Source organism: Actinomadura sp. NPDC048021, assembly GCF_040653135.1.
In the GTDB taxonomy this organism is placed as follows: Bacteria; Actinomycetota; Actinomycetes; order Streptosporangiales; family Streptosporangiaceae; genus Spirillospora; species Spirillospora verrucosospora.
Window position 1 is genome coordinate 194,802 of the sequence record NZ_JBEZJQ010000007.1, and the last position, 25,176, is coordinate 219,977.

At 74.5% G+C, this 25,176-nt stretch carries 22 protein-coding genes; 16 read left to right on the forward strand and 6 right to left on the reverse strand.

Annotation, left to right across the window (positions count from 1 at the left end; all coding sequences use genetic code 11):
* Nucleotides 1-366: 366 nt before the first annotated feature.
* From AB0C87_RS14190 to AB0C87_RS14210, 5 genes are all read left to right on the forward strand, one after another.
* Entirely contained in the window at nucleotides 367-3,609 is a 3,243-nt protein-coding gene (locus tag AB0C87_RS14190; protein ID WP_345184620.1) for a nitrate- and nitrite sensing domain-containing protein, read from the forward strand.
* Complete coding sequence (locus tag AB0C87_RS14195) at nucleotides 3,606-4,052, forward strand: roadblock/LC7 domain-containing protein (protein WP_179836164.1); 447 nt, start codon at nucleotides 3,606-3,608, stop codon at nucleotides 4,050-4,052. Before AB0C87_RS14190 ends, AB0C87_RS14195 begins: the two co-directional genes overlap by 4 nt.
* A gap of 30 nt (nucleotides 4,053-4,082) precedes the next feature.
* A complete protein-coding gene (locus tag AB0C87_RS14200) occupies nucleotides 4,083-4,538 on the forward strand; it encodes a DUF742 domain-containing protein (RefSeq protein WP_345184616.1) in 456 nt (151 codons plus the stop codon).
* Nucleotides 4,539-4,572: 34 nt separating this feature from the next.
* Nucleotides 4,573-5,187 carry an ATP/GTP-binding protein gene (locus AB0C87_RS14205; RefSeq protein WP_345184669.1) on the forward strand — a complete coding sequence of 205 codons (615 nt, stop codon included), beginning with the start codon at nucleotides 4,573-4,575 and terminating at the stop codon, nucleotides 5,185-5,187.
* A gap of 115 nt (nucleotides 5,188-5,302) precedes the next feature.
* Nucleotides 5,303-6,076 carry an SGNH/GDSL hydrolase family protein gene (locus AB0C87_RS14210; RefSeq protein WP_345184614.1) on the forward strand — a complete coding sequence of 258 codons (774 nt, stop codon included), beginning with the start codon at nucleotides 5,303-5,305 and terminating at the stop codon, nucleotides 6,074-6,076.
* Between the two features lie 31 nt (nucleotides 6,077-6,107).
* Here the strand turns inward: AB0C87_RS14210 and AB0C87_RS14215 are convergent, their stop codons facing one another.
* Complete coding sequence (locus AB0C87_RS14215; protein ID WP_345184612.1) at nucleotides 6,108-6,446, reverse strand: STAS domain-containing protein; 339 nt, start codon at nucleotides 6,444-6,446, stop codon at nucleotides 6,108-6,110.
* A 204-nt stretch (nucleotides 6,447-6,650) separates the two neighbouring features.
* Between AB0C87_RS14215 and AB0C87_RS14220 the strand changes: the two genes are divergently transcribed.
* The 7 genes from AB0C87_RS14220 (at nucleotide 6,651) to AB0C87_RS14250 (ending at nucleotide 14,195) form a co-directional block, all read left to right on the forward strand.
* Nucleotides 6,651-10,235, forward strand: a complete 3,585-nt coding sequence (locus tag AB0C87_RS14220; protein WP_360577742.1) for an AAA family ATPase — start codon at nucleotides 6,651-6,653, stop codon at nucleotides 10,233-10,235.
* 218 nt (nucleotides 10,236-10,453) lie between these two features.
* Complete coding sequence (locus AB0C87_RS14225; protein WP_353834512.1) at nucleotides 10,454-11,617, forward strand: LCP family protein; 1,164 nt, start codon at nucleotides 10,454-10,456, stop codon at nucleotides 11,615-11,617.
* 67 nt (nucleotides 11,618-11,684) lie between these two features.
* Nucleotides 11,685-11,978, forward strand: coding sequence for a hypothetical protein (locus AB0C87_RS14230; protein WP_353834511.1), 294 nt, complete (start codon nucleotides 11,685-11,687; stop codon nucleotides 11,976-11,978).
* 85 nt (nucleotides 11,979-12,063) lie between these two features.
* The gene (locus AB0C87_RS14235) at nucleotides 12,064-12,222 is read left to right on the forward strand and encodes a hypothetical protein (protein WP_179278923.1); all 159 of its coding nucleotides are present in this window, start codon (nucleotides 12,064-12,066) and stop codon (nucleotides 12,220-12,222) included.
* Nucleotides 12,223-12,393: 171 nt separating this feature from the next.
* On the forward strand, nucleotides 12,394-12,549 hold the full coding sequence (locus AB0C87_RS14240) for a hypothetical protein (RefSeq protein WP_185025660.1): 156 nt from the start codon (nucleotides 12,394-12,396) through the stop codon (nucleotides 12,547-12,549).
* A 111-nt stretch (nucleotides 12,550-12,660) separates the two neighbouring features.
* Nucleotides 12,661-13,149: a glutathione peroxidase gene (locus AB0C87_RS14245; protein WP_353834510.1), complete on the forward strand. Its 489-nt coding sequence runs from the start codon at nucleotides 12,661-12,663 to the stop codon at nucleotides 13,147-13,149.
* Between the two features lie 131 nt (nucleotides 13,150-13,280).
* Nucleotides 13,281-14,195 carry an oxidoreductase gene (locus tag AB0C87_RS14250; protein ID WP_353834509.1) on the forward strand — a complete coding sequence of 305 codons (915 nt, stop codon included), beginning with the start codon at nucleotides 13,281-13,283 and terminating at the stop codon, nucleotides 14,193-14,195.
* A 24-nt stretch (nucleotides 14,196-14,219) separates the two neighbouring features.
* Here AB0C87_RS14250 and AB0C87_RS14255 read toward each other — a convergent pair whose 3' ends face one another.
* The 4 genes from AB0C87_RS14255 to AB0C87_RS14270 form a co-directional block, all read right to left on the reverse strand.
* On the reverse strand, nucleotides 14,220-14,762 hold the full coding sequence (locus tag AB0C87_RS14255; RefSeq protein ID WP_360577745.1) for a methylated-DNA--[protein]-cysteine S-methyltransferase: 543 nt from the start codon (nucleotides 14,760-14,762) through the stop codon (nucleotides 14,220-14,222).
* A 73-nt stretch (nucleotides 14,763-14,835) separates the two neighbouring features.
* A complete protein-coding gene (locus AB0C87_RS14260) occupies nucleotides 14,836-17,481 on the reverse strand; it encodes a DUF6493 family protein (RefSeq protein ID WP_360577747.1) in 2,646 nt (881 codons plus the stop codon).
* Complete coding sequence (locus tag AB0C87_RS14265) at nucleotides 17,478-18,851, reverse strand: SWIM zinc finger family protein (RefSeq protein WP_360577749.1); 1,374 nt, start codon at nucleotides 18,849-18,851, stop codon at nucleotides 17,478-17,480. Before AB0C87_RS14265 ends, AB0C87_RS14260 begins: the two co-directional genes overlap by 4 nt.
* 47 nt (nucleotides 18,852-18,898) lie before the next feature.
* The gene (locus AB0C87_RS14270) at nucleotides 18,899-20,137 is read right to left on the reverse strand and encodes a hypothetical protein (protein ID WP_353834506.1); all 1,239 of its coding nucleotides are present in this window, start codon (nucleotides 20,135-20,137) and stop codon (nucleotides 18,899-18,901) included.
* Between the two features lie 60 nt (nucleotides 20,138-20,197).
* On the opposite strand from AB0C87_RS14270, the gene AB0C87_RS14275 reads away from it, so the two are divergent.
* From AB0C87_RS14275 to AB0C87_RS14290, 4 genes are all read left to right on the forward strand, one after another.
* Nucleotides 20,198-21,463: a citrate/2-methylcitrate synthase gene (locus tag AB0C87_RS14275; RefSeq protein ID WP_360577751.1), complete on the forward strand. Its 1,266-nt coding sequence runs from the start codon at nucleotides 20,198-20,200 to the stop codon at nucleotides 21,461-21,463.
* Between the two features lie 64 nt (nucleotides 21,464-21,527).
* The gene (locus AB0C87_RS14280; RefSeq protein WP_360577753.1) at nucleotides 21,528-21,884 is read left to right on the forward strand and encodes a hypothetical protein; all 357 of its coding nucleotides are present in this window, start codon (nucleotides 21,528-21,530) and stop codon (nucleotides 21,882-21,884) included.
* Between the two features lie 73 nt (nucleotides 21,885-21,957).
* Nucleotides 21,958-22,281 carry a DUF3817 domain-containing protein gene (locus tag AB0C87_RS14285; RefSeq protein WP_345184581.1) on the forward strand — a complete coding sequence of 108 codons (324 nt, stop codon included), beginning with the start codon at nucleotides 21,958-21,960 and terminating at the stop codon, nucleotides 22,279-22,281.
* A gap of 71 nt (nucleotides 22,282-22,352) precedes the next feature.
* A complete protein-coding gene (locus tag AB0C87_RS14290) occupies nucleotides 22,353-23,276 on the forward strand; it encodes a GNAT family N-acetyltransferase (RefSeq protein WP_345184579.1) in 924 nt (307 codons plus the stop codon).
* A gap of 639 nt (nucleotides 23,277-23,915) precedes the next feature.
* Here AB0C87_RS14290 and AB0C87_RS14295 read toward each other — a convergent pair.
* Nucleotides 23,916-25,166: an MFS transporter gene (locus tag AB0C87_RS14295; RefSeq protein WP_360577755.1), complete on the reverse strand. Its 1,251-nt coding sequence runs from the start codon at nucleotides 25,164-25,166 to the stop codon at nucleotides 23,916-23,918.
* Nucleotides 25,167-25,176: the final 10 nt, after the last annotated feature.

The following is a 25,176-nucleotide window of genomic DNA, read 5'->3' on the forward strand; positions in this document are numbered from 1 at the left end:
CTGGCTTGGGTGAGATGCGAGGATTATGTGCAATTATGTGAACATGAGATAACAGTCTGTGACATGGGCATCTTCTGCATCACAAGTCCAGACTTGTGTGATCATTCGGGTTGGCCATGATGGTGGCTCTGTGTTGCAATATCTCGCGCTCGCCCGCAGTGGCGTGGGTGAGCGATGCGACCCGAATCCCGTTCAGGCCACTGTACGCCGCGAGCGATCGACCCCATTGAGAGGTAGCGGAGGGCAGTGCGGAAAGCAGAAGGGGCCGAGATGGCCCCGCAATCCCCCCAGCCAGGCCCGTCTGCCAGGGGCGACGCCCCGAAGCGAAGTTCCCAGGGTGGGCGTTACAAGCTGCGCAACTGGCGAGTGCGCACGCGTCTGTTCGCCCTCATCGCGGTGCCCACGATCGTGGCCGCGTTCTTCGCGGGTTACCGGGTCTCGGTGTCGTTGGACAACGCCGAGGCCTACAGCCGGACCGGCCAGCTGGCTACGCTCGGTAACCAGCTGACCGCGCTCGCGCACGACGTGGAGGCCGAGCGCGACGCGATGGCGGAACGGGCGGCGGGAGGCGGGCGCACCGGCGGCGCCGACATCCTCGCCGCGCGGCAGGAGGCGGTGGACGCCGACGCCCGCAAGGTGCGCGCCGCCGCGGCGGACGTCGAGACGTACTCCTCCGGCCTGCGGCTGGCGGTCGGCAACGTCCTCAACCGGGTGGACGACCTGCCCGCGCTGCGCACGGCGGCCGTCCGCCTCGCACCCGGGGTGATCATCGACAAGTACACCGAGTTCGTCGACGACTTCACCTCCTTCCATGTCCTGGTCTCCCAGGACGCCCCCACGGCCGAGCTCGCGCAGAGCGCGCTGGCGCTGGCCGACCTGGCGAACGCCAAGGACGCCGCGTCCCGCGAACGGGCCCTGCTCGCCTCCGCGCTCTGGGAGGGGCGGTTCGAGCCGCTCGACCGCGCCGCGGTCGACGACGCCCGTGCGGACATGGACACCAGCATCAACGCCTTTCGGAGCTCGGCGACGCCGGCCCAGCTGAGGCTGTTCGAGGACACCGTCACCGGTCCCGAGCTGGACCGCGCGGAGGTCACCCGGCTGCAGACGCTGGCCGTCGCCGACTCCTCCCGGCAACTGCGGGTCAGGCTCGGCGCCCGCACGGCCCGGTCGTGGACGTCGGACTCGACCGCGCGGGTCGACAAGCTGCGGACGGTCGAGAAGAGCATCGCCGCCGACCTCGCCGCCAAGGCGGACGACGCCCGTGCCGGCGCGCAGACGGCGGCGATCCGGGACGGCGTGCTGCTGTTCCTCGTCCTCGCGGTCGTCCTGGCGACCCTGATCGTGATGGCCCGCTCGCTGGTGCGGCCGCTGCGCCGGCTGCAGTCCGGCGCGCTGGACGTGGCCAACACGCGGCTGCCCGGCCTGGTCGACCGGCTGCGCGACCCCGAGGCCGCCGCGGGCGGCATCGAGGTCAAGCCGATCGAGATCGACTCCACCGACGAGATCGGCCAGGTGGCGCGGGCGTTCGACGAGGTCCACCGCGAGGCGGTCCGGCTCGCCGCCGACGAGGCCGTGCTGCGCGGCAACATCAACGCGATGTTCGTCAACCTCTCCCGCCGAAGCCAGTCCCTGATCGAGCGGCAGCTGCGGCTGATCGAGGAGCTGGAGCAGAGCGAGCGCGACGAGGAGCAGCTCGGCAACCTGTTCCGGCTGGACCACCTCGCCACCCGCATGCGTCGCAACTGCGAGAACCTCCTCGTCCTCGGCGGCCAGGAGCAGGTGCGCCGGTGGAACCAGCCCGTCCCGCTGATCGACGTCGTCCGCGCGTCGCTGTCCGAGGTCGAGCAGTACGAGCGCGTGGCGCTGCGGGTTCAGGGCGACATGACGGTCGCCGGCCCGGTCGTCAACGACCTCGTCCACCTGCTGGCCGAGCTGGTGGAGAACGCCACCGTGTTCTCGTCCGAGAACACCAAGGTGACGGTCTCGGGGCAGATGCTGAGCGGCGGCGGCTGCATGCTGCAGATCACCGACAACGGCGTCGGCATGTCGCCCGAGGAGCTGGAGCAGGCCAACTGGCGCCTGGCGAACCCGCCCGTCATCGACTTCTCCGCGGCGCGCCGCATGGGCCTGTTCGTGGTCGGCCGCCTGGCCGTCCGGCACGGGATCCGCGTCGAGCTGCGGGCCGCCCAGGGCGGCGGCCTCACCGCGTTCGTGGTGCTGCCGGACGCGGTCGTCACGCCGGGCGAGTCCGGCGGCATCGGCAGCCGCCCCGGCCTCGCCCCCCGCGAGGCCGGCTCCCACGGCCAGCTCGCCGCGCTCACCACCACCACCGCCGCCGAGCCGCCCGGGGGCGGGTTCCGGCAGGACGACTACGGCCCCGCCGCCATGGGCGGCGGCACCGGACCGCATCCCATGGCGGGCGGCACGGGCGCGCACCCCATGGTCGGCGGCACCGGACCATTGCGTCCCGTGCGCGGCGCCACCGGCCCGCAGCCGAGCATCACCGAGACCGGTCCGATCCCGGCCCAGGGCGTGCACGACCCCTACGGCACCGGCGCGCATCCCGCGGTCCCGCCCGCCGAGCGGCGCCCCTCGCGGGACCGGCGCGCCCCCGCGGGCGACCCCTACGGGACCGGCGAGCGCCAGCCGCGCAGGCCGGGGGAGCTGCCGGTCCGGGAGCCGGGCACGCACCTGCAGGGCCGCCCCTCCGACGGAGGGTCCTCGAACGGGCTCTTCCAGCCGCGCGGCGAGCGCTCGCAGGAGGTGGAGGACGCCCCCGCCAACGGCGCCTACCCGCCGGGCGGGCGGACGGGCCCCCAGCCGGTCGTCCCGGAGGCGCAGCCGCTGGTGCCCGAGTCCGGCGGCGGGCGGCACATCCCCTGGGAGACCGGGCCGCTGGAGCAGGTCGGCCCGAACCCCGGCCAGGCGCCCGCCCCGTACGCCGAGGACATCCCGGCGATGTCCGCTCCGGACGTCCCGCCCATGTCCGCTCCCCACGTGCCGGAGGCCCCGGTGCACGAGCCGCCACCCGTTCCCCAGCCGGCCGTGCGGGCCGCGGCGGCCGCACAGCCGGAGCCGAAGGCCCCGCCGCGGCTGCCCGAGCGCTCGCCCATCTTCGACGCGATGCAGTCGGAGTGGTTCCAGCGCAGGACGGGCGGCGGGTCCGGCGAGGACCTCGGCAAGGGCTGGGAGTCCCCGGCGGACGCGGGCTTCCGCGCCGCCGAGGCGGCCCGCGAGCCGGTGGCGACGAGCCGCACCACCGTCGGACTGCCCAAGCGGGTGCCCGGCAAGAACCGCATCCCCGGTGCGGTGGGCCGCGGAGCGCAGGACGCGCCCCGGCCGCCGGCGGCCCCGCTGGGCCGCCCTGCGCCCGGAGGGGGCGGCCTGGAGGGACCGCAGGCGCCGACGCAGGGCCTGCCGGTCGTCGGCCAGGCGCCGGGGCAGCCGCAGGGACAGCAGCAGGGTCACGGCCAGTCGGCCGACGTCGTACGCAACCGCTTTGCGAGCCTGCAGCGCGGCGTCCACCGCGGACGCCATGAGGCACGCGGCGCAGGCACGTCAGGTGAAGCGCCGTCCCAGGGTGACGGCGAGACAGGAGGCACCCGGTGAGCGGGCAGGATCTCAACTGGTTGGTGACGAACTTCGCGGACCGTGTCGCGAAGGTCGCGCACGCCGTCGTGGTCTCCTCGGACGGGCTGCCGATGGCCTACTCGGCGGGCTTCCCGCCCGAGCGGGCGGACCAGCTTTCGGCGATCGCCTCGGGGCTGATGAGCCTGACCCAGGGTGCGGCGAAGATCTTCGACGCCGGCGGGGTCAACCAGACCGTCGTGGAGATGGACCGCGGGCTGCTGTTCGTCATGTCCATCACGAACGGGTCGGTGTTCGCGGTGCTGGCGGCGCCCGACTGCGATCTCGGGCTGGTGGCCTACGAGATGACGCTCCTGGTGGAGCGGGTGGGACGGGTGCTGACTCCCGCCCTGCGCGCCCAGGAGCAGCCCCCGTACTCGGGGCCTTCCGTGACCGAGATGGGCGCCGGGCCCGCCCGCTATTGACCGTGACTGACTCTGACGGAGGTCGGCGACATGGATCGAGGCAGTCCCTTCGGGGGCGGTCCCGGAGGCGGCGGCCGCTGGCCGGGTGACCAGGGGCGGGCCCCCGTGCAGGGCAGGCCCCCCGAGCGCGACGACAACGACGGCAGCTCGCTCGTGCGCCCGTACGCGGTCACCGGCGGGCGCACCAGGCCGCGCTACGACCTGGCCATCGAGGCGCTGGTCACCGCGGCGCCCTACCCGCCGCGGGACGTGGCCGTGCTGACCCCGGAGTACCGGGCGATCATGGACCTGTGCCGGTCGGCCCGCTCGGTCGCCGAGGTGTCCGCGCTGCTGCGCCTGCCGCTCGGGGTCGCGCGCGTCCTCGTGGCCGACATGGCCGTCGAGGGGCTGCTGCGGCTGCACCAGTCGCAGTCCCCCACCACCGCCGGCGGACAGCCGGACCTCCGCTTGCTAGAAAGGGTGCTCAGTGGCCTTCGGAAGCTCTGACCAGGTCCCGGGGCCGCACGGCGGGGAGGCCGAGCTGACCTCGGTCAAGATCGTCGTCGGTGGCGGCTTCGGCGTCGGCAAGACCACCTTCGTCGGCTCCGTTTCGGAGATCATGCCGCTCACCACCGAGGCGGTGATGACGGCGGCCAGCGCCGACGTGGACGACCTGTCGGCCGTCCCGGACAAGACGACCACCACGGTCGCGATGGACTTCGGCCGCGTGTCGCTGGACAGCGAGCTGATCCTCTACCTGTTCGGCACGCCCGGGCAGCACCGCTTCTGGTTCATGTGGGACGACCTGGTCCGCGGCGCGATCGGCGCCGTCGTGCTGGTCGACACCCGCCGGCTGGAGGACTGCTTCGCCGCGGTGGACTACTTCGAGGAGCTCGGCCTGCCGTTCGTGGTGGGGGTCAACGGGTTCCACGGCGAGTTCCAGTACGCCGTCGAGGACATCCGCGACGCCCTGTCGATCAGCGCGCACGTGCCGATCGTGCAGTGCGACGCGCGGAGCCGCGAGTCCACCAAGCAGGTGCTGATCACGCTGGTCAAGCACGCGATGACGGTGCACGCCGCCGGAGCCCACGCGGGCGCCCCCGCGCAGGGCGCCCCCGGCGGGCAGCTCGGCACCACGTCCCCCAGCTGGACCTAGACGCCGCGCGCGGGGGGCGCGGCGCGGTCCGGCCGGTGGCTACGGTCGCGTAGGTCGTGTGCACGATGCATGATTGTTCGTCGTGATCGAGCATGAATCCGCTCTGGGGGTTGCGATGAGCGAAGTGGAGAAGATCGGAACGTTCGTGGCCGTCGGCGACAGCTTCACCGAGGGCATGAACGACCCCTACCCGGGCGAGACCGACGTCTTCCGCGGCTGGGCCGACCGGCTCGCCGAGCACATCGCCGTGCTGAACCCGGACCTGCGCTACGCCAACCTGGCCGTCCGCGGGAAGCTCGTGCGGCAGATCGTGGACGAGCAGGTGCCGATCGCCGTCGGGCTCTCGCCCGACCTGGTGACGCTGTGCGCGGGCGGCAACGACATGATCCGTCCGGGCGCGGACCCCGACGCGGCCGCCGTCGTGTTCGACGACGCGGTCCGGCGGCTGCGCGCCACCGGCTCGCGCGTCGTGGTCTTCACCGGGTTCGACCCGCGCGGGCTGCGCTCGGGCGGCCGCATCCGGGGCAAGGCCGCCACCTACAACATGCACCTGCGCGCGATCGCCGACCACCGCGGCTGCTCGGTGGTGGACCTGTGGCCGCTGCGCGTCTTCCACGACCCGCGCGCCTGGTACGAGGACCGCCTGCACCTGTCGCCCGAGGGGCACCGGCGCATGGCGCTCTACGTCGCCGGGGTGGTCGGGGTCCCGGTCGAGGGCGACTGGCGCGAGCCCTGGCCGCCTCTCGACCCCGCCGACTGGCTCACGATGAGGCGCCAGGACGTCCACTGGGCCCGGACCTACCTGCTGCCGTGGATCGGCCGCCGGGCCACGGGCCGCTCCTCCGGCGACGGCCGCGGCCCCAAGCGCCCCACCCCCCTCCCGCTCTAGGGCGGGGCCGCCCGCCGGGGCCGCGCCGTCCCTAGGCGCGGTCGGGCTCGGCCGCCAGCGCCTCCTGGAGGGTCCTCTTGACGGGGATGCGCCGGTGCAGCCCCGTGATCTCCAGGGCGCGGCGGACGATGGGCCGGGGGCCGGCGAGGACGAGGCTGCCGCCCGCCGCGGTGGCGGCCTTGTAGCAGGCGACGATGACCGAGAGGCCGCCCGAGTCCATGAACTCGAGGTCGGTGAGGTCCAGCACGAGGTGGTCGCCGTGCTCGCGGCGGGCCTCGTCGAGGTGGACGCGCAGCTCCTGCGAGCCCGCGGCGTCGAGTTCTCCGCACAGCCTGAGGACGGCGCGTCCGCCGTCCGGCCGTGTGGTCACTTCCAAAGGTGACACGGGGGGTTCCCCTCTTGTGTGCTGCTTTGGCCGGAATCACCCGGCAAATATTTTCCGTTCGACAACTATCGCGGACGCCGGGCCGCCTGCCAACCCGCCGCAACAGGGGTGTGCGTGATCGTGACGCGCCGTAAGGTGCTTGTCGGATGTGATTGCCTCGACGATCCGCTGCGTAGGAGACGACCCCAGGTGAGTTCCCCCCGGCTGCCGGACCATCTCGAAGTGCTGCTCACTGAGGAGCCGGTCCTCGACGTGTACGCCTACGGCCCCTGGCGCGTGCCCGACGGCCTGTACGAGGAGATGCGCGAGCGCGCGGTCGCCTACAACACCGACCAGCGCGCCGTCGTGCTGACGCGGCAGCTCAGCGACTTCTACGGAAGCGGGACCAGCGCGGCGGGGGCGGAGCAGTGGTCGCTGCTGACGTTCCTGCTGGGCGCGTCGGCGCTGCGCGGCGGGTCGCGGGGCGACGTCGACTACGAGCTGCTGTCGGCGTTCCTGGCGACGCCCGAGTCGGCCGTGCGGGACCCGTTGGCGTGGTTCAGCCAGGGCGGGCGGTGGCGCCCGCCGGGCCTGTGGCTGCCCGAGCCGGCCGGGGACGACCGGGAGCGGCGCGCGGTGATGTTCGAGCTGGCGCGCGCCGGGCTGGACGTCTTCGAGGGCCTGGAGCCGCTGGAGCGGCGCCGGCGGACGCTGATGGACCTGTTCGACCGGCGCGCCGCCGACCCCGCGCTGCGCGAGGCGGACATGACCGTCCCCAACCGTCGGCTGGAGGACGTCTGGGTCTCCGGCCTGACCGAGGAGGAGCTGGCCGTCCTGCCCGAGCTGGCCGGGCCGGTGGGCTACCTCGGCTGGGTGTGCGAGGGGCTGGACGCCGCGCACGAGAGGCTGGCCGGGGCCGTCGCCGACACGGCCGAGCCCGACACCGCGCTGGCGCGCCTGCTGCTGGCGGCCGACGCCGCGGTCGTCCCAGCCGAACTGGCGGTCGTGCTGGGCACCACCCGCTACGAGAACGTGGAGGAGCGGTTCCGCGCCGCCCGCGAGGGCTTCGCCGCCGAGGCGTGGCAGTCCGACGTGCGGGCATGGCTCGCGCGCGGCCTCGTCGCGGGCGAGGCGGACGCGGCCCGCGCCTGGCTGGACATGGCGGTGCGGTTCACCGGCGCGACGCAGGGCCTGCCGGAGGCGCCGGTCATCCCGCGCTCCCGGGTGCCGGTGCGCCCGTTCCAGGCCGACCTGCGACGGTTGTTCACCGTCCGGCGGGTCTTCAACACGCTGAAGTTCGGCTCCGGCGAGGACGGCCGGCGGGACGCCGCCGACCCCGCCGAGCGGGCCGAACCCGCCGAGGAGAGCGGGCCGCCGCTGGTCGGGCAGCCGGAGCTTTCGCGCGCGGTGCAGGACGCCGTGGCGGAGCGGCTGGCCGGACGGCGGCCGGTCCGGCTGCTCGTCGCGGGCCCGGAGGGCACCGGCAAGGGCACCGCCGCCGAGATCGTCGAGGCCGCCCTCGGCGAGGGCGGCGCCGTCCGCGAGGCGCTGTGGATCTCCGACCAGGTCTTCGCCTCGCTCGGCGTGAGCGACGCCGTCCTGTGGCTGCAGGCCCGCGTCCGCGACTGCCTGGAGGCCCGCATGCTCCTGGTCGTGGACGACCTGGAGAAGCTCGCCGCGCACGAGCGGTGCGGCGCCGCCGCGGCCGAGGAGCTGCGGCGCCTCATGGCGCGCTCGCCGTCCCTCAACGTCGTCGCCCTGTGCCGCCCCGGCGGCGACCGGCGGCTCTTCGACGCCAACCCCGCGCTGGTCCGGGCGTTCGACGTCGCCCGCACCCGCGACTTCGCCGAGGACGACTTCGCCGAGCTGTTCGCCCTGGCCGCCGCCCGGCGCGGCGCGCGCGCCGGCGCGGAGGTCGCCGCGGCCGCCGGCGCCCTGCTCCGCCGCACCCCGCCGATGCTGAACCTGCGCGGCGCCCGGCTGGTGGAGCACATGGCGGGCCAGGCCGTCGCCGCGGCGGACCGGCGGGCCCGGGAGGACGGGACGGACGCCGGACCCCTGGAGATCACCGCCGCGGACCTGCCGCAGCGGCTCATCGCCGGCCGTCCCGCCGAGTCCGACCCCCTCGCCGAGCTGGCCGCCTGCGTCGGCATCGAGCCCGTCAAGCGGGAGGTCGACGCGCTCGTCGCCGAGGCCAAGGCCGCCCGGCTGCGCCGCGAGGCGGGCATGACGGCGCGGACCCGGCTGCGGCACCTGGTCTTCACCGGCAACACCGGCACGGGCAAGGGCAAGGTCGCGCGGATCCTCGGCCGGATCTACGCCGACCTCGGCGTGCTGTCGTCCGGCCACACGGTCGAGGTGGAGCGCGCCGACCTGCTCGGCGAGTACGCCAGCGAGAGCGTCCTGCGCGTCCGCAGGGCGGTGGAGCAGGCCCACGGCGGCGTCCTGGTCGTCCGCGACGCGCACGCCCTGGTGTCGGCGGCGGCCGACGCGGCGCGCGGCCGCGAGGTGCTCGACGTGCTGCTGACGAGCGTCCAGGCGCACACCGAGGACCTCGTCGTCGTGCTGACCGGCCCGGCGGCGGAGATGAACGGGCTGCTGAAGGCCCACCCCGATCTCGCCGCCGCCTTCCCCCGCACGCTTCGCTTCCCCGACCTCACCGACGCGGAGCTGGTGGAGGTGTTCACCGCCAAGGCCGCCGACTCGGGGTTCGAGCTGGCCCCCGGCGTCCTGGACAAGGTGCGCGCGCTCGTCGAGGCGGCGCCGCGCGAGCGCGGGGTCGGCAACGTCCGCATCATGACGAACCTGCTCGAACGGGCCGTCGCGGGGCAGGGGCGCCGCGTCCTGGCCGACGGGATCGTCGACGAGGACGAGTCGCTCGACGTGATCCTGCCGGAGGACGTCCCCGACACCCTCACCCGCGGCCGCGACGACGTCCCCGGCGACCCGCTCGCGGAGGTCGAGCGGCTGATCGGCCTGGCCGACATCAAGCGGGAGGTGGCGGCGCTGGTCGCCGAGGTTCGCGCCGAGCAGCTGCGGCGCGACGCCAAGGTGTCGCCGGCGCCCCCGGCGCGGCACATGGTGTTCTCCGGCAACCCGGGCACGGCCAAGACGACGATCGCGCGGCTCATCGCGGCCGTGTTCGCCCGGCTCGGCCTGCTGTCGTCCGGGCACCTGGTGGAGGTCAGCCGCGCCGACCTCGTCGCCGAGTTCATCGGGCAGACCGCGCCGCGCGTGCGGGACGCGGTCGGCCGCGCCCTCGGCGGCGTGCTGTTCGTGGACGAGGCCTACACGCTGGCGTCCGGCGGCGGCGACCGGCGCGACTTCGGCCACGAGGCGATCGCCGAGCTGCTGCGGCTGATGGAGGAGCACCGCGGCGACCTGGTGGTCATCGTGGCCGGCTACGACGCCGAGATGGAGCGCTTCCTGGACGCCAACCCCGGGCTGAAGTCGCGGTTCCCGAAGCGGCTGCGCTTCCCCGACTACTCCGACGACGAACTCGTCACGATCTTCGAGTTCATGGCGGCGGAGGACGGGTTCGCGCTCGCCCCCGGCATCCTGGAGGGGCTCCGCCGCCTCGTCGCGGCCCAGCCGCGCGGCTCCTCGTTCGGCAACGCCCGGCTCGTCCGCAACCTGCTGGAGGCGACGATCTCCCGGCAGGCCCAGCGCATCACCGCCAAGGAGGACGCGGCGGCAGGCGAGATCGACCCCGCCGAGGTCGCGCTGCTGCGCCCCGAGGACCTGCCCGAGGCCCCGCCCCGCGAGGAGGAGGGAGGGTTCGGCCTCTACATCTAGCCGGGCGGCGCCGGAACGGCCGGCGGGGCGCTCCCGCCGGGAGAAGGCCGTCGTGCGCACGTGCACGGTCGTGCGCGCGTACTACCGGCCGGCGGCAGCATGCGCCTTCAGGGGGACGGTGTCCGGTTCTTTCCTCCCAGAGCGCGGTGATTTGTCGGTGTGGACAATCATGCGCCGGACGGACGCGCGGCACGCCCGGGTTGTCTAGGGTCTACGGCATGACCGACGGCTGGCCGCAGGGCCGGACACGCAAGGAGGGCGACCCCGTGGGGCGCAGCAGGGAGAACTCCGCACGCGCGGAGCACCACCACGCCGCCTACGGGCGGGACACCTACGGGGACCCCTACGACGACCCGTACGCCGGCGACCAGCTCGCCGGGGGACGGGCCGACCAGGGCGGCCCCCACGGCGGCGGGCCCTACCGGCGGCGGCGCCGGCGGCGCTGGCCGCGGGTGCTCGGCGGCCTCCTCGCCGTGCTCCTGGTGGTCGTCGTCGGCGGCTACTTCTACCTGGACTCCCGGCTGAAGCGCGAGTCGGTCCTCGTGGACTACGCGGGCCGGGTCGCCGACACCCCGGGGACGAACTGGCTGATCGTCGGCTCCGACAGCCGCGAGGGCCTGTCGAAGGACGACCAGAAGCGCCTCGCGACCGGGTTCGCCTCCGGGCGCCGCACCGACTCGATGATGCTGCTGCACTACGGCTCCGGGGGGACGTCCCTCATCAGCCTGCCGCGCGACTCCTACCTCCCGATCCCCGGGCACGGCTCGAACAAGCTGAACGCGGCGTTCGCCTTCGGCGGGCCCAAGCTGCTCGTGCAGACCGTGGAGAAGGCCACCGGGCTCCACATCGACCACTACGCCGAGATCGGCTTCGGCGGCTTCGTGGGCGTCGTGGACGCCGTCGGCGGCGTCGACATCTGCGTCAAGGAGAACATCAAGGACCGCAAGGCGGGGCTGAACCTCAAGGCCGGATGCCAGACGCTGGACGGCGGCGAGGCGCTCGGCTACGTCCGGACCCGCGCCTTCGCCCGCGCCGACCTCGAACGCGTGGAGCACCAGCGGCAGTTCTTCGGCGCGCTGATGAAGAAGGCCACGAGTCCGGGCACGATGCTCAACCCGTTCCGCAGCGTCCCGCTGGCCATGAACGCCACCAGCAACTTCCTGGTGGACGACGGCGACCACCTGTACGACCTGGTCCGCATGATGTGGGCGATGAAGGGCGTCAGCGGCGGCGGCGGCGTCACGACGACCGTCCCGATCGGGGGCGCGGGGAGCTCGGCCTCCGCCGGGTCCTACATCACCTGGGACAGGTCCAAGGCCTCCACGCTCTTCGGCGCGCTGAAGCAGGACCAGGAGATCCCGCCGAGCGTCATCACGAAGTGACGTCCCGGCCCGGAGCCTCGCCCCCCGGCGCGAGGTGACGGGCCGGACGCTCGAATAGAGTCGGATCATGTCCGAACAGACGCCGGACGGCGGGAATCTGGACGACCTGACGTCCAAGGAGCTGTACGAGCGAGCGATGGGCGTCGCCAAGGAGCGGCGCGACGTCGGCTTCGTGTGGGACCTGCTGCGGGCCATCCCGGCCGCCGCGGCGGCCACGGGGGAGGTCGGCCGCGCCGAGTTCGACCTCCTCCACGGCCTGTCGCTCCTGGAGGAGTTCACGCACGCGGGGGAGGGCGAGATGGCCGACGCCCTGCGGCCCTTCTACATCGACTATCTCCACCGGCACGCCAAGGGGACCTGACCTGCTCTTTGTCCCCTCTTGATCTCTCTTAGGCCACCCTGGGGAATCACTGAGAGTAAGTGATCGACCGCAGAGGGTGGTTGAAGTGAACAAGAAGCACATGAAGATCGCCGCCATCGCCTTCACGGCGTGGTACGTCATCAGCAGGCCCGAGGGGGCGGCGCATCTCGTCAACGGCGCCCTGAGCGGGCTCGGCAACGCCGCCGAGTCGTTGTCGCAGTTCATGAGCGCCATCCCGAACTGAACGCCGGGTCCCGGGCCCCGTGCCCCCGCCGGTGCGGGGCTTCTCTTCGCGACGCCACCATGAAGTTGCCCGTACGTCACAGTAAAATCGCGCTTTGCGGGCAGACGCGGCTGGGCACAATGGAGATCGGGTCGATTGTGTCGCGCGCTACGGACAGGGATGGCGTTACGGATGAAGAAGAACCTCCGCTATGTGGCGATCGCCTTCGTCATCTTCTACTTGCTGAGCTCACCGACGGATGCGGCAGGAGTGGTCAACAACGCCTTCAGTGAGTTGGGCAACGCGGGCAACCAGCTCGCCGCCTTCGTGAACGCCTTGGGCAACTGACCGGCGCCCCGAGGGCGTGAGGGCGGCCGGCGGCGGGAACCACCCGCCCGCCGGCGGCGTCAGCGGCGAGGACGCGGCCGATCCGCGGAGCGATCTCCTAGGATCGGCCCCATGTCTGTCTTCGACGTAGAGATCGAGGGCCTGCGCGGCGGGCCCGCGGACCTCGAGCAGTACCGGGGCAAGGCCGTCCTGGTCGTCAATGTCGCCTCCAAGTGCGGCCTCACCCCGCAGTACTCCGGCCTGGAGCGGCTGCAGGAGACGTACGCCGGACGGGGCTTCACCGTCCTCGGCGTCCCCTGCAACCAGTTCATGGGGCAGGAGCCCGGCAGCTCCGAGGAGATCGCCGAGTTCTGCTCGGCGACCTACGGGGTCACGTTCCCGATGACCGAGAAGGTCGAGGTCAACGGCGAGGGCCGGCACCCGCTGTACCGGGAGCTCGTCGGCGTCCCCGACGGCGAGGGCCACACCGGCGACATCCGGTGGAACTTCGAGAAGTTCCTGATCGCTCCGGACGGCGCCGTCGCGGCCCGCTTCGCGCCCCAGACCGAGCCGGAGTCCGCCGAGGTCGTCACCGCCATCGAGAGGGCCCTTCCGGCCTGACCGGGAACGCGCCCTCCGGCCGGGGGGCGCGTTCGCCGGGGGTGTGAATCGCGCCACACCGCGCGGGCGTTGCCTCGTATTCGATGGCCCGTCTAACTTGTGGATTCGCGACAGGACGTGGAGGTGCCCCCATGGGCGGATGGACGGCCGGAGACATCCCCGATCTGCGCGGGCGGCGGGCGATCGTCACCGGGGCCAACAGCGGCATCGGCTACCACACCGCGCTCCAGCTCGCCCGGCACGGCGCGTCCGTCGTGCTGGCCTGCCGCAGCGCCGAGCGCGGCCGGGCCGCCCTGGAGCGGATGAAGGCCGCCGCGCCGCAGGGCGACCTCGTCCTGGGCTCCCTCGACCTCGCCGACCTGGCGTCCGTGCGGGAGTTCGCGGCCCGGCACGGCGAGGCGCCGCTCGACATCCTGGTCAACAACGCCGGGGTGATGGCGATCCCGCGCCGCTCCACCGCCGACGGCTTCGAGATGCAGTTCGGCACGAACCACCTCGGCCACTTCGCGCTCACCGGCCTCCTGCTGACCGCGCTGCGCGCCGCCCCGTCCGCCCGCGTCGTCACCGTCACCTCGGGCTTCGCCTGGACGGGCCGTATCGACTTCGACGACCTGCAGGGCGAGCGCCGGTACCGCAAGTGGACCGCCTACGGCCAGGCCAAGCTCGCCAACCTGGTCTTCGCCAAGGAGCTCGACCGGCGCGTCCCGGAGGTGACCAGCGTCGCCGCCCACCCCGGTTACGCCGCGACGAACCTGCAGCAGGCGGGGCCGCGCATGCAGGGCAACACGCTCATGGAGAAGGCCACCGGGCTGGGCAACGCGGTGATGGCGCAGTCGGCCGCCGCGGGCGCGCTCCCGTCCCTCTACGCCGCGACGGCGCCGGACGTGCGCGGCGGGGCCTGCTACGGCCCCCGCCTGTTCCAGTACCGGGGCGCTCCGGCCAAGGTCGTCACGCCCCGGCAGGCGGACCGTCCCGGCCTGGGCGAGCGCCTCTGGGACGTGTCCGAGAACCTCACGGGCGTCACCTACGCCCAGGCGAAGGCCTAGCGCCGCCCGCCGCGGCCCGGGAGGTCACGGCCCCCGGTCGATGTCCCAGTCGAGGGTGGCGGGGACGGAGCCTTCGAGGGTGAGGAGCCAGCGCTTGACCTCGACGCCGGAGCCCCCGCTGTAGCCGCCGAGCCCGTTCGAGGCGACGACGCGGTGGCAGGGGACGATCAGAGGGATCGGGTTGGAGCCCATGACCTGGCCGATGACCTGGGCGTGGACGCCGGTGCCGCTGAGCTCTCCCAGGTCGCCGTAGGTGAGGACCTGCCCGTAGGGGACGGTCTCGTACAGCGTGGAGAGCACCTGCCGCTGGACGTCGGACGTCAGCCGCCAGTCGATGGGCAGCTCGAAGTGCTTCAGGTCGCCGGTGAAGTAGTCCCGCAGGGCCGCCAGGGCCGGGGCGAGGCGGGCGGGGGCGTCCACGACGGGCAGCGCGGTCGCCTTGGCGGTGCGGGCGCGCGCGGCCGGGGTGTCGCGGAAGTGCAGCGAGACGACCCCCGTCTCGGTCTCGCCGACGAGCAGGCGGCCGAGCACGGTGTCGACCGTTCCGAACGCCAGGGTCTCGGTCATCGTTCAGCGCTCCTTCCGCCGGGCTCAGCGTCCCACACCGGACCGGCTCCTCTTCCAACACCGGCCTGGCCCATCACGTTGCGAGCGTGCGGTGCAGGCGGGCGGACTCCTTCACCAGGCGGCTGGAACCGCCGCGGGCGGCCACGTCCTCAAGGCCCGGGACGGCGTCCCGGGCGCCGGTCGTCTCCGCCAGGCGGGTCGCCAGGGCGATGAGGTCGGGGACCCCGGTCACGGCGCGCTCGCCGGGGGCGGGGAGCGCGTGCGGGAGGGCCGCGGCGAGGATCGCCCAGACTCCGGCGTGCCCGCCGCCGTCGGCGGCCGCCGTGAGGGCCTTCACCGCGCGGGGGAGGGTGAGGCGCTTCAGGGCGGCGAGCCGTCCGAGCGCCGTGCCCGTCTCGGCCGCCGGCAGGTCGCCCCGGGCGCTGAGGACGAGCAGCGCCTCGACGGCGTCCGCGCGCTCGTTCTGGCTCCGGTGGGCGAGCGCGCAGGCGAGCAGCGTCCCGGTGGCGGAGCCGGTGGGCCCGTCGGCCCCGGCCAGGTCGAGCATGACGGCGCCCTGGCCCAGCTCCTCCTCGCTCGCGCCCGCCAGGTCGGGGGCGAGATGCGCGGCGGTCACCTCGCGGTGGGACGGCAGGACCGACGGCCAGAACCCCTGGGCCGCGTGGATCCCCGCCGTTCCGAAGTCCGTCCAGCCGTCCTCGGGGAAGGCGCACAGGTGGGCGATGTCGGAGTCGCCGGGGACGTCCACCGTGGACAGGATCCGGGTCGGCAGGCGCAGCGTGCGGCCGCGGACGCTCGCGAGGGGCTTGTCGAGGACCGTGCACTCGACGGCGGGGTCGGCGAGCCCGCCGTCCGCCAGCCAGGCCGCGAGGGTCCGGCCCGCCTTGGACTCCAGCCGCCGCGCGCGTCCCACCGCGGCCGGGTCGATCTCGCGCGGCACGCGTAGCATCGCCTGCGTGAGGTCGGCCCGCCCCGGTTCCGCGCCCGCCGCCTCGATCCGTTCGAGCCGCGCGACCAGCACGTCCGGGTCGACGTGGCCGCTGCCCTCGGTCGGGGTCGCGAGGAGGACGGGCACCTTCCCGACCACGGACGCGATCTCGTGCCTGCGCAGGGTGAGGAAGCGCTCCATCTGCGGGCTGAACACCGTCCCGGCCGCGCGGGACCGCCCCTTCAGGAGGGAGGCGAGCGCATCCCTGAGGCCGTGCGATTTCGGCGGGTGCAGGAGGCTCCGCACCGGCAGCGCGATCCAGCTCGCCTTCACGTAGGCGCGCCAGTACCCGTGACGGTCGGAGTCGGTGAGCCAGGGGGCGACGTCGCCGGCGGGTTTCCGGAGTGCCGCGCGCGTCGCCTCCGGGTCGCGGTAGGTGAACTCGACGAGCGCGGCCAGGAAGCGTTCGGACGTGCGCCACTCCTCGTCGGCGCGCAGCAGGACCGCGAACTCCTCGGCCAGCTCGTCGAGGGAGCCGATCGGGGCGGGCGCCTCGCGCGGGGTGAAGGGCGGCGGTCCCGGGGACCGCTCGGAGTCGTCGGTCGTCTCGACCGCGCCGAACGCCGCGGCCACGGGCTCGCGCAGGACGGCGGGCAGGTCGCGGGCGGCGGCACGGACCTCCTCGTGGACGGCCCCGCTCGCGTGGGCGGCGTGCTTGGCGGCGATCGCGACGGCGCGTTCGCGCAGGTCGAGCGCGTCGGAGTGGAAGACGGCCGTGACTGCGCGCAGCGTGGCGTCGACCCGGTCGCGCTTGCGGGCCGTGCGGTCGAGCCAGATCAGCGCGGCCTGGACGAGCTTCTTCTCGGGACGGAACAGCAGCGCGTCCGCGGCCTCGTCGAACAGCGCGGCGTCGAGCCCGCCCTGGTCGTCGACGCGGCGGACCTGGCGCAGGGCGAGTCCCGCGACGGTCGAGGGCGCGGCCGGGAGCAGGCGGACGTAGTCGCGCACGCGGGCGGCCGTCTCGTCGTCGTCGGGCTCCAGCGTGTCGTGCAGCGCGATGAACCAGCGGAGGTCGCGGGCGGTGCCGCCGCGCAGGAAGCGGCGGACGCAGCCGTCGAGCAGGACCGCGCGGTCGAGCCGCCCGGTCGCGGCCAGGCCGGCGAGGGCGCCTGCCCAGCCGCCTATGCGGGGACGGTTCCACTGGGGCCTCGCCCCGTCGTCGGCGAGGGCGCCTCCCACGGCCTCCACGTCGAACAGCCTCGGGACGAGCGCGTCCAGGAACGGGTCGCCGGCGTCGGGGAGGTCGCGCTCGGTCACCCAGCCGACCACGAAACCGTCCGACTCGGGGACCGTCCCGGCCGACTCGGCCAGCACCGCCGCCATGTGCCACAGCAGCGACTCGCCGCCGGAGACGCGGAACCGGTCGGCGACGCGCCGGGCGACCTCGGCGCGCCACTCGTCCGGGCGCGTGGACGTGACCGCGCGCAGCGTCTCGCAGGTCCGGGCGGGGCCGTCCTGGGTCCACCACACGCGCAGGTCGCGGCGGCACAGCCACGCGGCCGCGGCCGCCGGCCCGCCGAGCGTGCCGGCGCCGGCGACCAGCAGCGGCTCCAGCGTCATGTGGGGCAGCTCGCCGTGGCGCGTCGCGGCGCGCATCGCCTTCAGGCGGTCGGGCAGGTCCTTGGCGACGGCGCGGCGGGCGTCGTCGTCGAGCTCGGCGACCAGGCGCGCCGTCAGCTCCACGTCGCCGGCGTGGAGCGCCTTCTGGAGGTCGTCCTCGCGGGCGCTCATCGGGCCGCCTCCGCGCTCGCCTCGCGGCGGACGATCCGGGCGGCGAGGACGTGCTTGCACGGGCCGCGCCCGCCCCGGTGGTCGTACCACCACGGGCAGGTGCAGGTGGCGCGGTCGCCGTCGAAGCGGACCTGGCGCTCGCCGCCGTTGCCGGAGACGACCGCCGCGTCCTCGGCGGTGAACCGCACGGCGCCCTCCTCGACCAGCGCGCGCGCCGAACGCAGCCGCGGGTTGAGGTCGGCCACCCGCGCCGGGTCGTAGGGCAGTTCGCGGTGGAAGTACGCGGCCTCGGCGGTGTCGAAGCCGACGCGGCCGGACGTCCCGAGCTGGACCAGCGCCGCCTTCGTCCGCGAGAGCGGGAGCCCCGACCGCTCGGCCAGGAGGCCCGGCTCCACGCGCGGCTCGAAGGACAGCAGGGCGCCGAGCAGGTCGGCGTCCCCCGCCGCCTCGTCGGTCGAGACGGCGTCCAGCACGGCGCCCTCCCCGGAGAAGCCGCGCGAGTGCTGCGGCGACAGGGTCAGGACGTACCGCATGCCGGGCAGCTCCAGCTCCCAGACGCTCGACACCGGCCCGCTCCCGCCGGCGACGGGCGGCCCGTAGACGCGGAGCGCCTTCGCGAAGCGGAGCAGCGGCAGCAGCGTCCGCAGCCGGTCGGGCCCCGCCAGGCAGACCGCCCCGGGAGACGGGCGCGCCGCGACCCGCAGCGTCCGGCCCGCGGGGACGACCCACAGCGGCCCGCGCCCCCCGCGGGGCAGGGACCGCAGGAACCGCACCGCGTCGGGCCCGGCCAGCTCCCCGCGCGGGTCGAACCCGGCCGTGATGACCTGGACCTCGGCGAAGCCGCGCAGCCAGCGGTCGGGGAGCGGGACCTTCTTCTCCACCACGGCCCCGTCCATCGTGGTGACGGCCATCTCCCCGGCGCCGACCGCCAGGTGCAGCGGGTCGGACCCGCCCACGCGGGCGAGCGCCTCGCGCAGCGGCCCGTTCACGTCCACGTTCGTCGTGCCGCGCTCGTGGACCTCGCCGTCCAGCGCCGGCTCCAGCACGTCCAGCCGGGCGTACACGCCGCCGCAGGCGGAGAAGGACTCCATCCGGATCCGGTCGCCGTTGCACGTGACGACCGGATCCCGGAACGAGGTGGGACGCGGCTGGTAGTACCGGGTCTGCGCGACGTCGGCCAGGGCGAGCAGTCCGGCCGCCGCGGCCCCCGGCTGCGTGAGCACGCCGCTGAAGAAGTGCGGGTGCGCCTGCGGCCCGCTGCTGGTCGTCCCGCCGGACGTGGAGAGCCCCAGGAGCCCTTCGTCCAGCCCGGACGGGCTCGTGTACCGGTACGACTGCGCGGCCCCTGCCGCCATCGTGCTGCTCGCCATGCCGGAAACGTAGGGCTTCAGACTGACAAATCAGGCCGAATCCGCGATCAGGAGATCTGGTCGGGGAAGAGCAGCGCCAGTTCGCGCGGGTGGGCGGCGATGAGGCGCAGCTCGTCGTCGGTCAGCGGGCGGCCCGTCTGGGCGTTGCAGAGCTGGACGAGCCGGAAGGCCAGGTCCTCGTCGGCGGGCTCGGCGCCGAGGCCGTCCATCACGTGCCGGAAGCCCGCCTTGCCGCCGTACTCGCCGGTCAGCACGACGCGGCCGGGACGGGCGTGCCAGTCGTCGGGGAAGGGGCCGAGCGTCGCCTCGTCGTACAGCTCGTAGTTGCCGTGGTCCTTCAGCGCGCCGTCCGCGTGGATGCCGGACTCGTGCGCGAACGCGTTCCGTCCCACGCCGACCTGGTTGGCGGGCAGCGGCTGGCCGAACGCGTAGCTCGCCCACAGCGCGAAGCGGCGCGCCCACCCGAGGTCGATCGGATCGCCGATCTCGGCGCGCCCCTCAAGGCCGAAGCCGTGGCGGAACGCCAGGATCGTCGACAGCAGGTCGGCGTTGCCCGAGCGCTCGCCGATGCCGTTCACGCACGTGTTGATCCAGGCGTCCTGGCCGGCCTCCAGGGCGCCGAGCGCGCCGCTGACGGAGTTGGCCACGGCCATGCCGAGGTCGTTGTGGCAGTGGGTCTCGACCGGCATCGCGACGGCGGAGGCGAGCCCGGCGAAGCGCTCCCTGATGCGCTCCGGCGTGTCGCCGCCGATCGTGTCGCAGTACCGGACGCGGTCGGCGCCGGCCTCCTTCGCAGCGAGCGCGAACTCGGTGAGGAAGCCCTCGTCGGTGCGCGAGCCGTCCTCGGCGTTGACCCCGACCGTCCGCGCGCCGCCCGCCTTGGCCGCGCGGACCGCCGCGACGGTCTCCCGGATGATCGCGTCGCGGTCGAGGCGGCCCCGGAACTTGTTGGCGATCATGTAGTCGGACGTCGAGATGGACAGGTTGTAGTGCGCGAGCCCGGTCCCTCCGGCCCGGACCCGGGCGGCCTTCTCCACGTCCGCAGCGACGCCCCGGCACCACCCCGAAAGGCGCAGGTCCCCGAACGCGCCCGCCTCCGCCAGCGCGATCTGCGCCCGGACGTAGGGGACCTCGTGGAACAGGAACGGGAAGCCGATCTCCGACTGCGCCACGCCCAGCCGCCCCAGGTAGAAGTTGACCATCGTCTTGCCGAACTTGGACAGGCCCGTCCGGGCCGTCTGGACGCCGTCGCGGTTGGTGACGTCCAGGAAGTGAATCTGTGGCATGGCCCCAGATTGACACCGGCAATCCTGTGTATCAATATTGACGAAAATCAATATACGGGGATGAGGATGGCGGACGAAGAGCAGCTCAGCGGGTGGATCGACGCCAAGGCCGCGGCCGAGCGGCTCGGTGTGAAGCCCGCCACGCTCTACGCGTACGTGAGCCGGGGCGTGCTGCGGCGCCGGCAGGCGCCGGACGGCCGCCGCAGCCTGTTCGAGGCCGCACAGGTGGAGGAGCTGGCCCGGCGCGGCAGGCCCCGCCGCCCGCCGGGGCCGGGCGAGCTGGCGATCGAGTCGGCGATCACCGCGCTCGGCGCCGACCGCCACTACTACCGGGGCCGCGACGCCCTGGAGATGGCCGGGAGCCGGACGTTCGAGGAGGTCGCCGCCTGGCTGTGGCAGGGGCGCGACGAGCCCCGGGAGCCCGAGGAAGGCGCCGAGCCCTGGCGGGCCAGGGCGGAGGGCGTCGCCGCGGCCGTCGCGGCCCAGTCCGGCCTGCCGCCGGGGCTCCTCCCGCTCGACCGCCTCCACCTGATCGCGGCCGCGCTCGCCGCGACCGACCCGCTGCGCCACCACCTCGATCCCGAGGGCGTCGTCGCGACCGGGCGGGCGCTGATCGCCGGGCTCGTCGAGGCCCTGCCCGCCGCGAACCGGGCCCCCGGCGGCGGACGGGGCGGCGAGGGGAGCGGCGGACGGATCGCCGAGCGGCTCTGGAACCGGCTGTGCCCGCACCCGCCCGGGGACGCGGGGCTGCTGCGCGCGTTCGAGGCCGCCATGATCCTGCTGGCCGACCACGAGCTCGCCGCCTCCACCGTCGCGGCGCGGGTCGCCGCGTCCGTGCGCGCCGACCCCTACGCGGTCGTCGCGTCCGGGCTCGGAGTGCTGAGCGGCCCGCTGCACGGCGGCGCGTCCTACGGCGCGGAACGCCTGATCGCGGAAGTCGCCGACCCGGAGGCGGCGTCCCGCGTGGTCGGGGAGCGGCTGCGCGGCGGCGAGCCCGTGCCGGGGTTCGGGCACGCGGTCTACAAGTCCGGCGACGGGCGCGCCGCGCTGCTGATGGACCTCGTCCGGGCCGCGGCGCCCGGCCACGACCGGCTCGCCGCCGCGGAGGCCGTGCTCGCCGAGGCCGCCCGGCGCCGCCTGCCCGAGCCCAACGTCGACTTCTCCCTGGCGGCGCTCGGCGCCGTCGCCGGGCTCGTCCCGGGGGCCGGCGAGGCCGTCTTCGCCGTCGCCCGCACCGCCGGGTGGCTCGCGCACGCGCTGGAGGAGTACGGGCGGCGCGGCCCGCTGCGCCCCCGCGCCGTCTACGTGGGCCCGGAGCCCTCCTGACGGCCCGGCGCGCCGGGCCGGGGTCGCGGTCGGGGGCCGCCGGACCGGGGGTAGGCTCGGTGACGTGCGACGGTTCCTCACCCCCGGCTGGCTCGGGCTTCACGCGCTCGCCATCGTGCTGTGCGGCGCGTTCCTCGGCTTCGGCTGGTGGCAGTTCGACCGGGCCCAGGGCGGCAACGACCGCAGCTGGGCCTACACGTTCGAGTGGCCGATCTTCGCGATCTTCGTGATCGTGATGTGGGTCAAGATGGTCCGGGACGAGCGGGCCGGGGTGCGGCCCGCGCCGAGGACCATCGAGGAGCCCGCCGAGGCCGAGGTCAAGCGGGAGATCATCCGGCAGCAGGAGGAAGAGGACCCCGCGCTCGCGGCGTACAACCGCTACCTCGCGCGGCTCAACTCCGAGAGCCGCGGGCGCGGCTGACCCGCGTCCCGCACACCCCGCCCATGGGGGCCCGCCCCGCCCGAGGGGCCGCCGAACGAAAGGTGCGTTTGCTGTGGAAGGCGCGGTGGCCAGGTACCGGATCCTGGCGCTGGTGGTCGGCACGCTGCTGGTGCTGCTGGTGATCGGCATGATCCTCAAGTACGGCCCCACCGACATGCCGGCGCTCGCGGGCATCGTGGCGCCCGTCCACGGCTTCCTCTACATGGTCTACCTGGCGGTCGCCTACGACCTGTGGCGGCGCACCGGCTGGCCGCTGGGCCGGATGGTGATGATCGTGCTCGGCGGCGTCGTGCCGCTGATGACCTTCTTCGTCGAGCGCAGGGTGGTCCGCGACGCGCGGGAACTGCGGCCCGCGAAGGCCGAGGCGAACGTCTGACGACCCCTGGGGGTGGCGCGCGGCGCCCGTCTCGCCTAATGTTTGACTGAGTCAAACGTTAGGAGGCGGGCATGGAGGCGACCCGGGAGGACGTCGGCACGATCCGCGCGTTCAACCGCTTCTACACCGGCGTGATCGGGGTGCTCGGCGAGGGGGTCGTCCGGTCGCCGTACTCGCTGACCGAGGCCAGGGTGATCTTCGAGCTGGCGCAGCGCGAGGACAGCGAGGTGCTGGCCCTGCGCCGCGCCCTCGATCTCGACGCGGGCTATCTCAGCCGGATGCTGGCCCGGTTCGAGACCGACGGCCTCGTCGCGCGGGAACGCGCGCCGGGGGACGCCCGGCGCCAGATCGTCCGGCTCACCCCGCGCGGCCGCGAGGTGTTCGCCCTGCTGGACGAGCGGTCCGTCGCCGAGATCCGCGAGCTGCTGGACGGCCTGGACCCGGTCGACCGCCGCCGCCTGCTCGCGGCGATGCGCACCGTCCAGGACGTCCTCGGGGAGCGCCCCCGCGGAGCCGAGTTCGTTCTGCGCCCGCTGCGCCCCGGCGACCTCGGCTGGGTGGTGGAGCGCAACGGCGCCCTCTACGACGCGGAGTGCGGCTGGGACCGCACCTACGAGGCCCTGGTCGCCTCCGTCGTCGCCGACTACGTGCGCGGGCACGACCCGGAGCGGGAGAACGCCTGGATCGCCGAGTCGGACGGGGAGCGGCTGGGCGCCGTGTTCTGCGTCCGGCGGGAGGACGACGTCGCGCAGCTCCGGCTGCTGCACGTCGAGCCGCGGGCCCGCGGGACGGGCGTCGGGGCGGCGCTGGTCGGCGCCTGCGTGGACTTCGCCGCCGAGGCGGGCTACTCCGAGATCATGCTGTGGACGACGGCGCTGCAGCGTCCCGCGCACCGCCTCTACGAGCGGGCCGGGTTCGTCCTGGAGGAGCAGGAGGACCCGGTGGAGCGCTTCGGGGACGTCGTGCACGGGCAGGTCTGGCGTAGGAAGCTGTGAACAGGGCCCGTGGAGGGTGTCGCTCCTCCACGGGCCCTGCTCCGCAGCGATCCCTGACTGCGTCGGCGGCCGGGACGGGGGTCGGACGGAGTACCGGCCGCCTGAACTCACCGGCTGCGCGCCGGTTCGAATCGGGTCTCGGGCCCACCTCCTTCCCGTGCCGCGCCGGGCGCGGGCGCTCGCCCGGCGGTCGGGAGAGGGCGCCTGCGCGGCGCCCGGATGCCTGCGGCCGGACCGGCGGCGCGGCTGCGCGCCGCGGCCGGTCCGGCCAGTGGGGGCGCCGGTGCCGCGGGGGCGAGCGGCACGGGGCCCGGGGGAGGGAGGCGGCGCGGGGACGGTCCGGTACGGCCGAGGACCCGAGGTGTGTCGCCGTGCCCGCCCTCCGCGGCACCCGCCGGGGGGCGGGGGCGGCCGCGGCGCGGTACGTCGCGAACGTTCTCGGCCGTACGGACCGGGCCGCGCGGGGAACGGGACGCGGAGGCGGCCCGGTTCGCGTGTTCGCCACGGTTCATCTGCCGCCTCCTGACGTTCTACCTGGGGCTTTGCCGCCCGAGTACCTGCCGTTCACCCTGCGTCACGATCTCGTTGCGTTAGGTACCCTCGCGTCATGCGCGCGTAAACCGGCCCCCAGGCAAAGAATCAAGATCGCGAAGGGGCCTTTGCCTCCGCGTTGCCCCGCCGGCCCGCGGGTCCGGTGCCCCCGGGACGGCGCAGCAGGTGCCGGGCGAGCGCGACGCCGGCCAGCAGGGCGACGAGCAGGCACACGGCCGTCCAGCCGAACCGCGTGCAGGCGGCCGCTCCGAGCCACGATCCGGTGCTGCCGCCGAGGAACGCGCACGTCATGTAGGCCGTGTTGACGCGGCTGCGGGCGTCCGGGCGCAGCGCGAAGATCCGCGCCTGGTTCGCGATCATGCCGGACTGCAGCGCGACGTCCAGCAGCAGCGTCCCGGCGCCGAGCGCCGCGAGCCCCGGCGCTCCGCCGAGGGCGCCCAGCGCCAGCACCCCGGCCGCCGCGAGCGTCCCGGTGATCGCGACGAGGCTGACCGGGTCCGGGCCCCGCCGGTCCACCCGGCGTCCCGCGGCGGGCATCGCGGCCATGGTGCCGGCGCTGACCAGCGCGAGGACGCCGACCGCCTGCGCCCCGAGCCCGTACCCGGGGCCCGTGAGATACAGCGCGAGGCCCGTCCAGACGGCCTGGAACCCGCCGAAGAGCGTCGCCTGGTAGAGGCACGACCGCCGCAACTCCGGTTCCTCGCGCAGCAGCCGCAGCGGCGCGGCCAGCAGCGCCGGGTAGGACTGCCGCGACGGCGGGACGGTCGCCGGCAGCGTGAACGCCAGCGCCGCCGCGATCGCCAGGGTGGCGACGGCGGCGATCAGGTACGGTGCCCGCCAGCCGAGCCACTCGCCGGCGAACCCGCCGAACGTGCGGGCCAGCAGGATGCCGCCGATCGAGCCGGCCAGCAGCGTCCCCATGACCGCGCCGCGCCGCTCGGCACCCACCAGGCCGGCCGCCATCGGCGCGATGACCTGCGCGACGACGGTCGTGACCCCGGTCACGGCGCTCGCGCAGATCAGCGCCGCCAGCCCGGGCGCGGCCGCCGCGCCGAGCATCGCCGCGCCGGTGACGGCGAGCATCGCCATGATCAGCGGACGGTGCGGGAACCGGTCGCCGAGCGGCACCAGCAGGAAGTTTCCGGCTCCGTACCCGAACTGCGCCGCGGTCACCACCAGCGCCGCCGAGTCCGGCGCCACGTGCAGCCCGGACGCGATGAGCGGGCTCACCGCCTGCGGGAAGTAGATGTTCCCCACGGCGACGCCGCAGGTCAGAGAGAGAAGGAAGAGCGTGCGGCGGTCGATCGAGGCGTCCGCCGCGGGCAGGGGAGAAGACAAGGATGCTCCA

Excerpts from the sequence above, each read along its gene's own strand:
- AB0C87_RS14210 (WP_345184614.1), top strand. The coding sequence starts at position 5,303 with ATGAGCGAAGTGGAGAAGATCGGAACGTTCGTGGCCGTCGGCGACAGC.
- AB0C87_RS14265 (WP_360577749.1), bottom strand. The coding sequence starts at position 18,851 with ATGGCGAGCAGCACGATGGCGGCAGGGGCCGCGCAGTCGTACCGGTAC.
- AB0C87_RS14230 (WP_353834511.1), top strand. The coding sequence starts at position 11,685 with ATGTCCGAACAGACGCCGGACGGCGGGAATCTGGACGACCTGACGTCC.
- AB0C87_RS14260 (WP_360577747.1), bottom strand. The coding sequence starts at position 17,481 with ATGAGCGCCCGCGAGGACGACCTCCAGAAGGCGCTCCACGCCGGCGAC.
- AB0C87_RS14200 (WP_345184616.1), top strand. The coding sequence starts at position 4,083 with ATGGATCGAGGCAGTCCCTTCGGGGGCGGTCCCGGAGGCGGCGGCCGC.
- AB0C87_RS14270 (WP_353834506.1), bottom strand. The coding sequence starts at position 20,137 with ATGCCACAGATTCACTTCCTGGACGTCACCAACCGCGACGGCGTCCAG.
- AB0C87_RS14275 (WP_360577751.1), top strand. The coding sequence starts at position 20,198 with ATGAGGATGGCGGACGAAGAGCAGCTCAGCGGGTGGATCGACGCCAAG.
- AB0C87_RS14225 (WP_353834512.1), top strand. The coding sequence starts at position 10,454 with ATGACCGACGGCTGGCCGCAGGGCCGGACACGCAAGGAGGGCGACCCC.
- AB0C87_RS14245 (WP_353834510.1), top strand. The coding sequence starts at position 12,661 with ATGTCTGTCTTCGACGTAGAGATCGAGGGCCTGCGCGGCGGGCCCGCG.
- AB0C87_RS14240 (WP_185025660.1), top strand. The coding sequence starts at position 12,394 with ATGAAGAAGAACCTCCGCTATGTGGCGATCGCCTTCGTCATCTTCTAC.
- AB0C87_RS14250 (WP_353834509.1), top strand. The coding sequence starts at position 13,281 with ATGGGCGGATGGACGGCCGGAGACATCCCCGATCTGCGCGGGCGGCGG.
- AB0C87_RS14290 (WP_345184579.1), top strand. The coding sequence starts at position 22,353 with ATGGAGGCGACCCGGGAGGACGTCGGCACGATCCGCGCGTTCAACCGC.
- AB0C87_RS14255 (WP_360577745.1), bottom strand. The coding sequence starts at position 14,762 with ATGACCGAGACCCTGGCGTTCGGAACGGTCGACACCGTGCTCGGCCGC.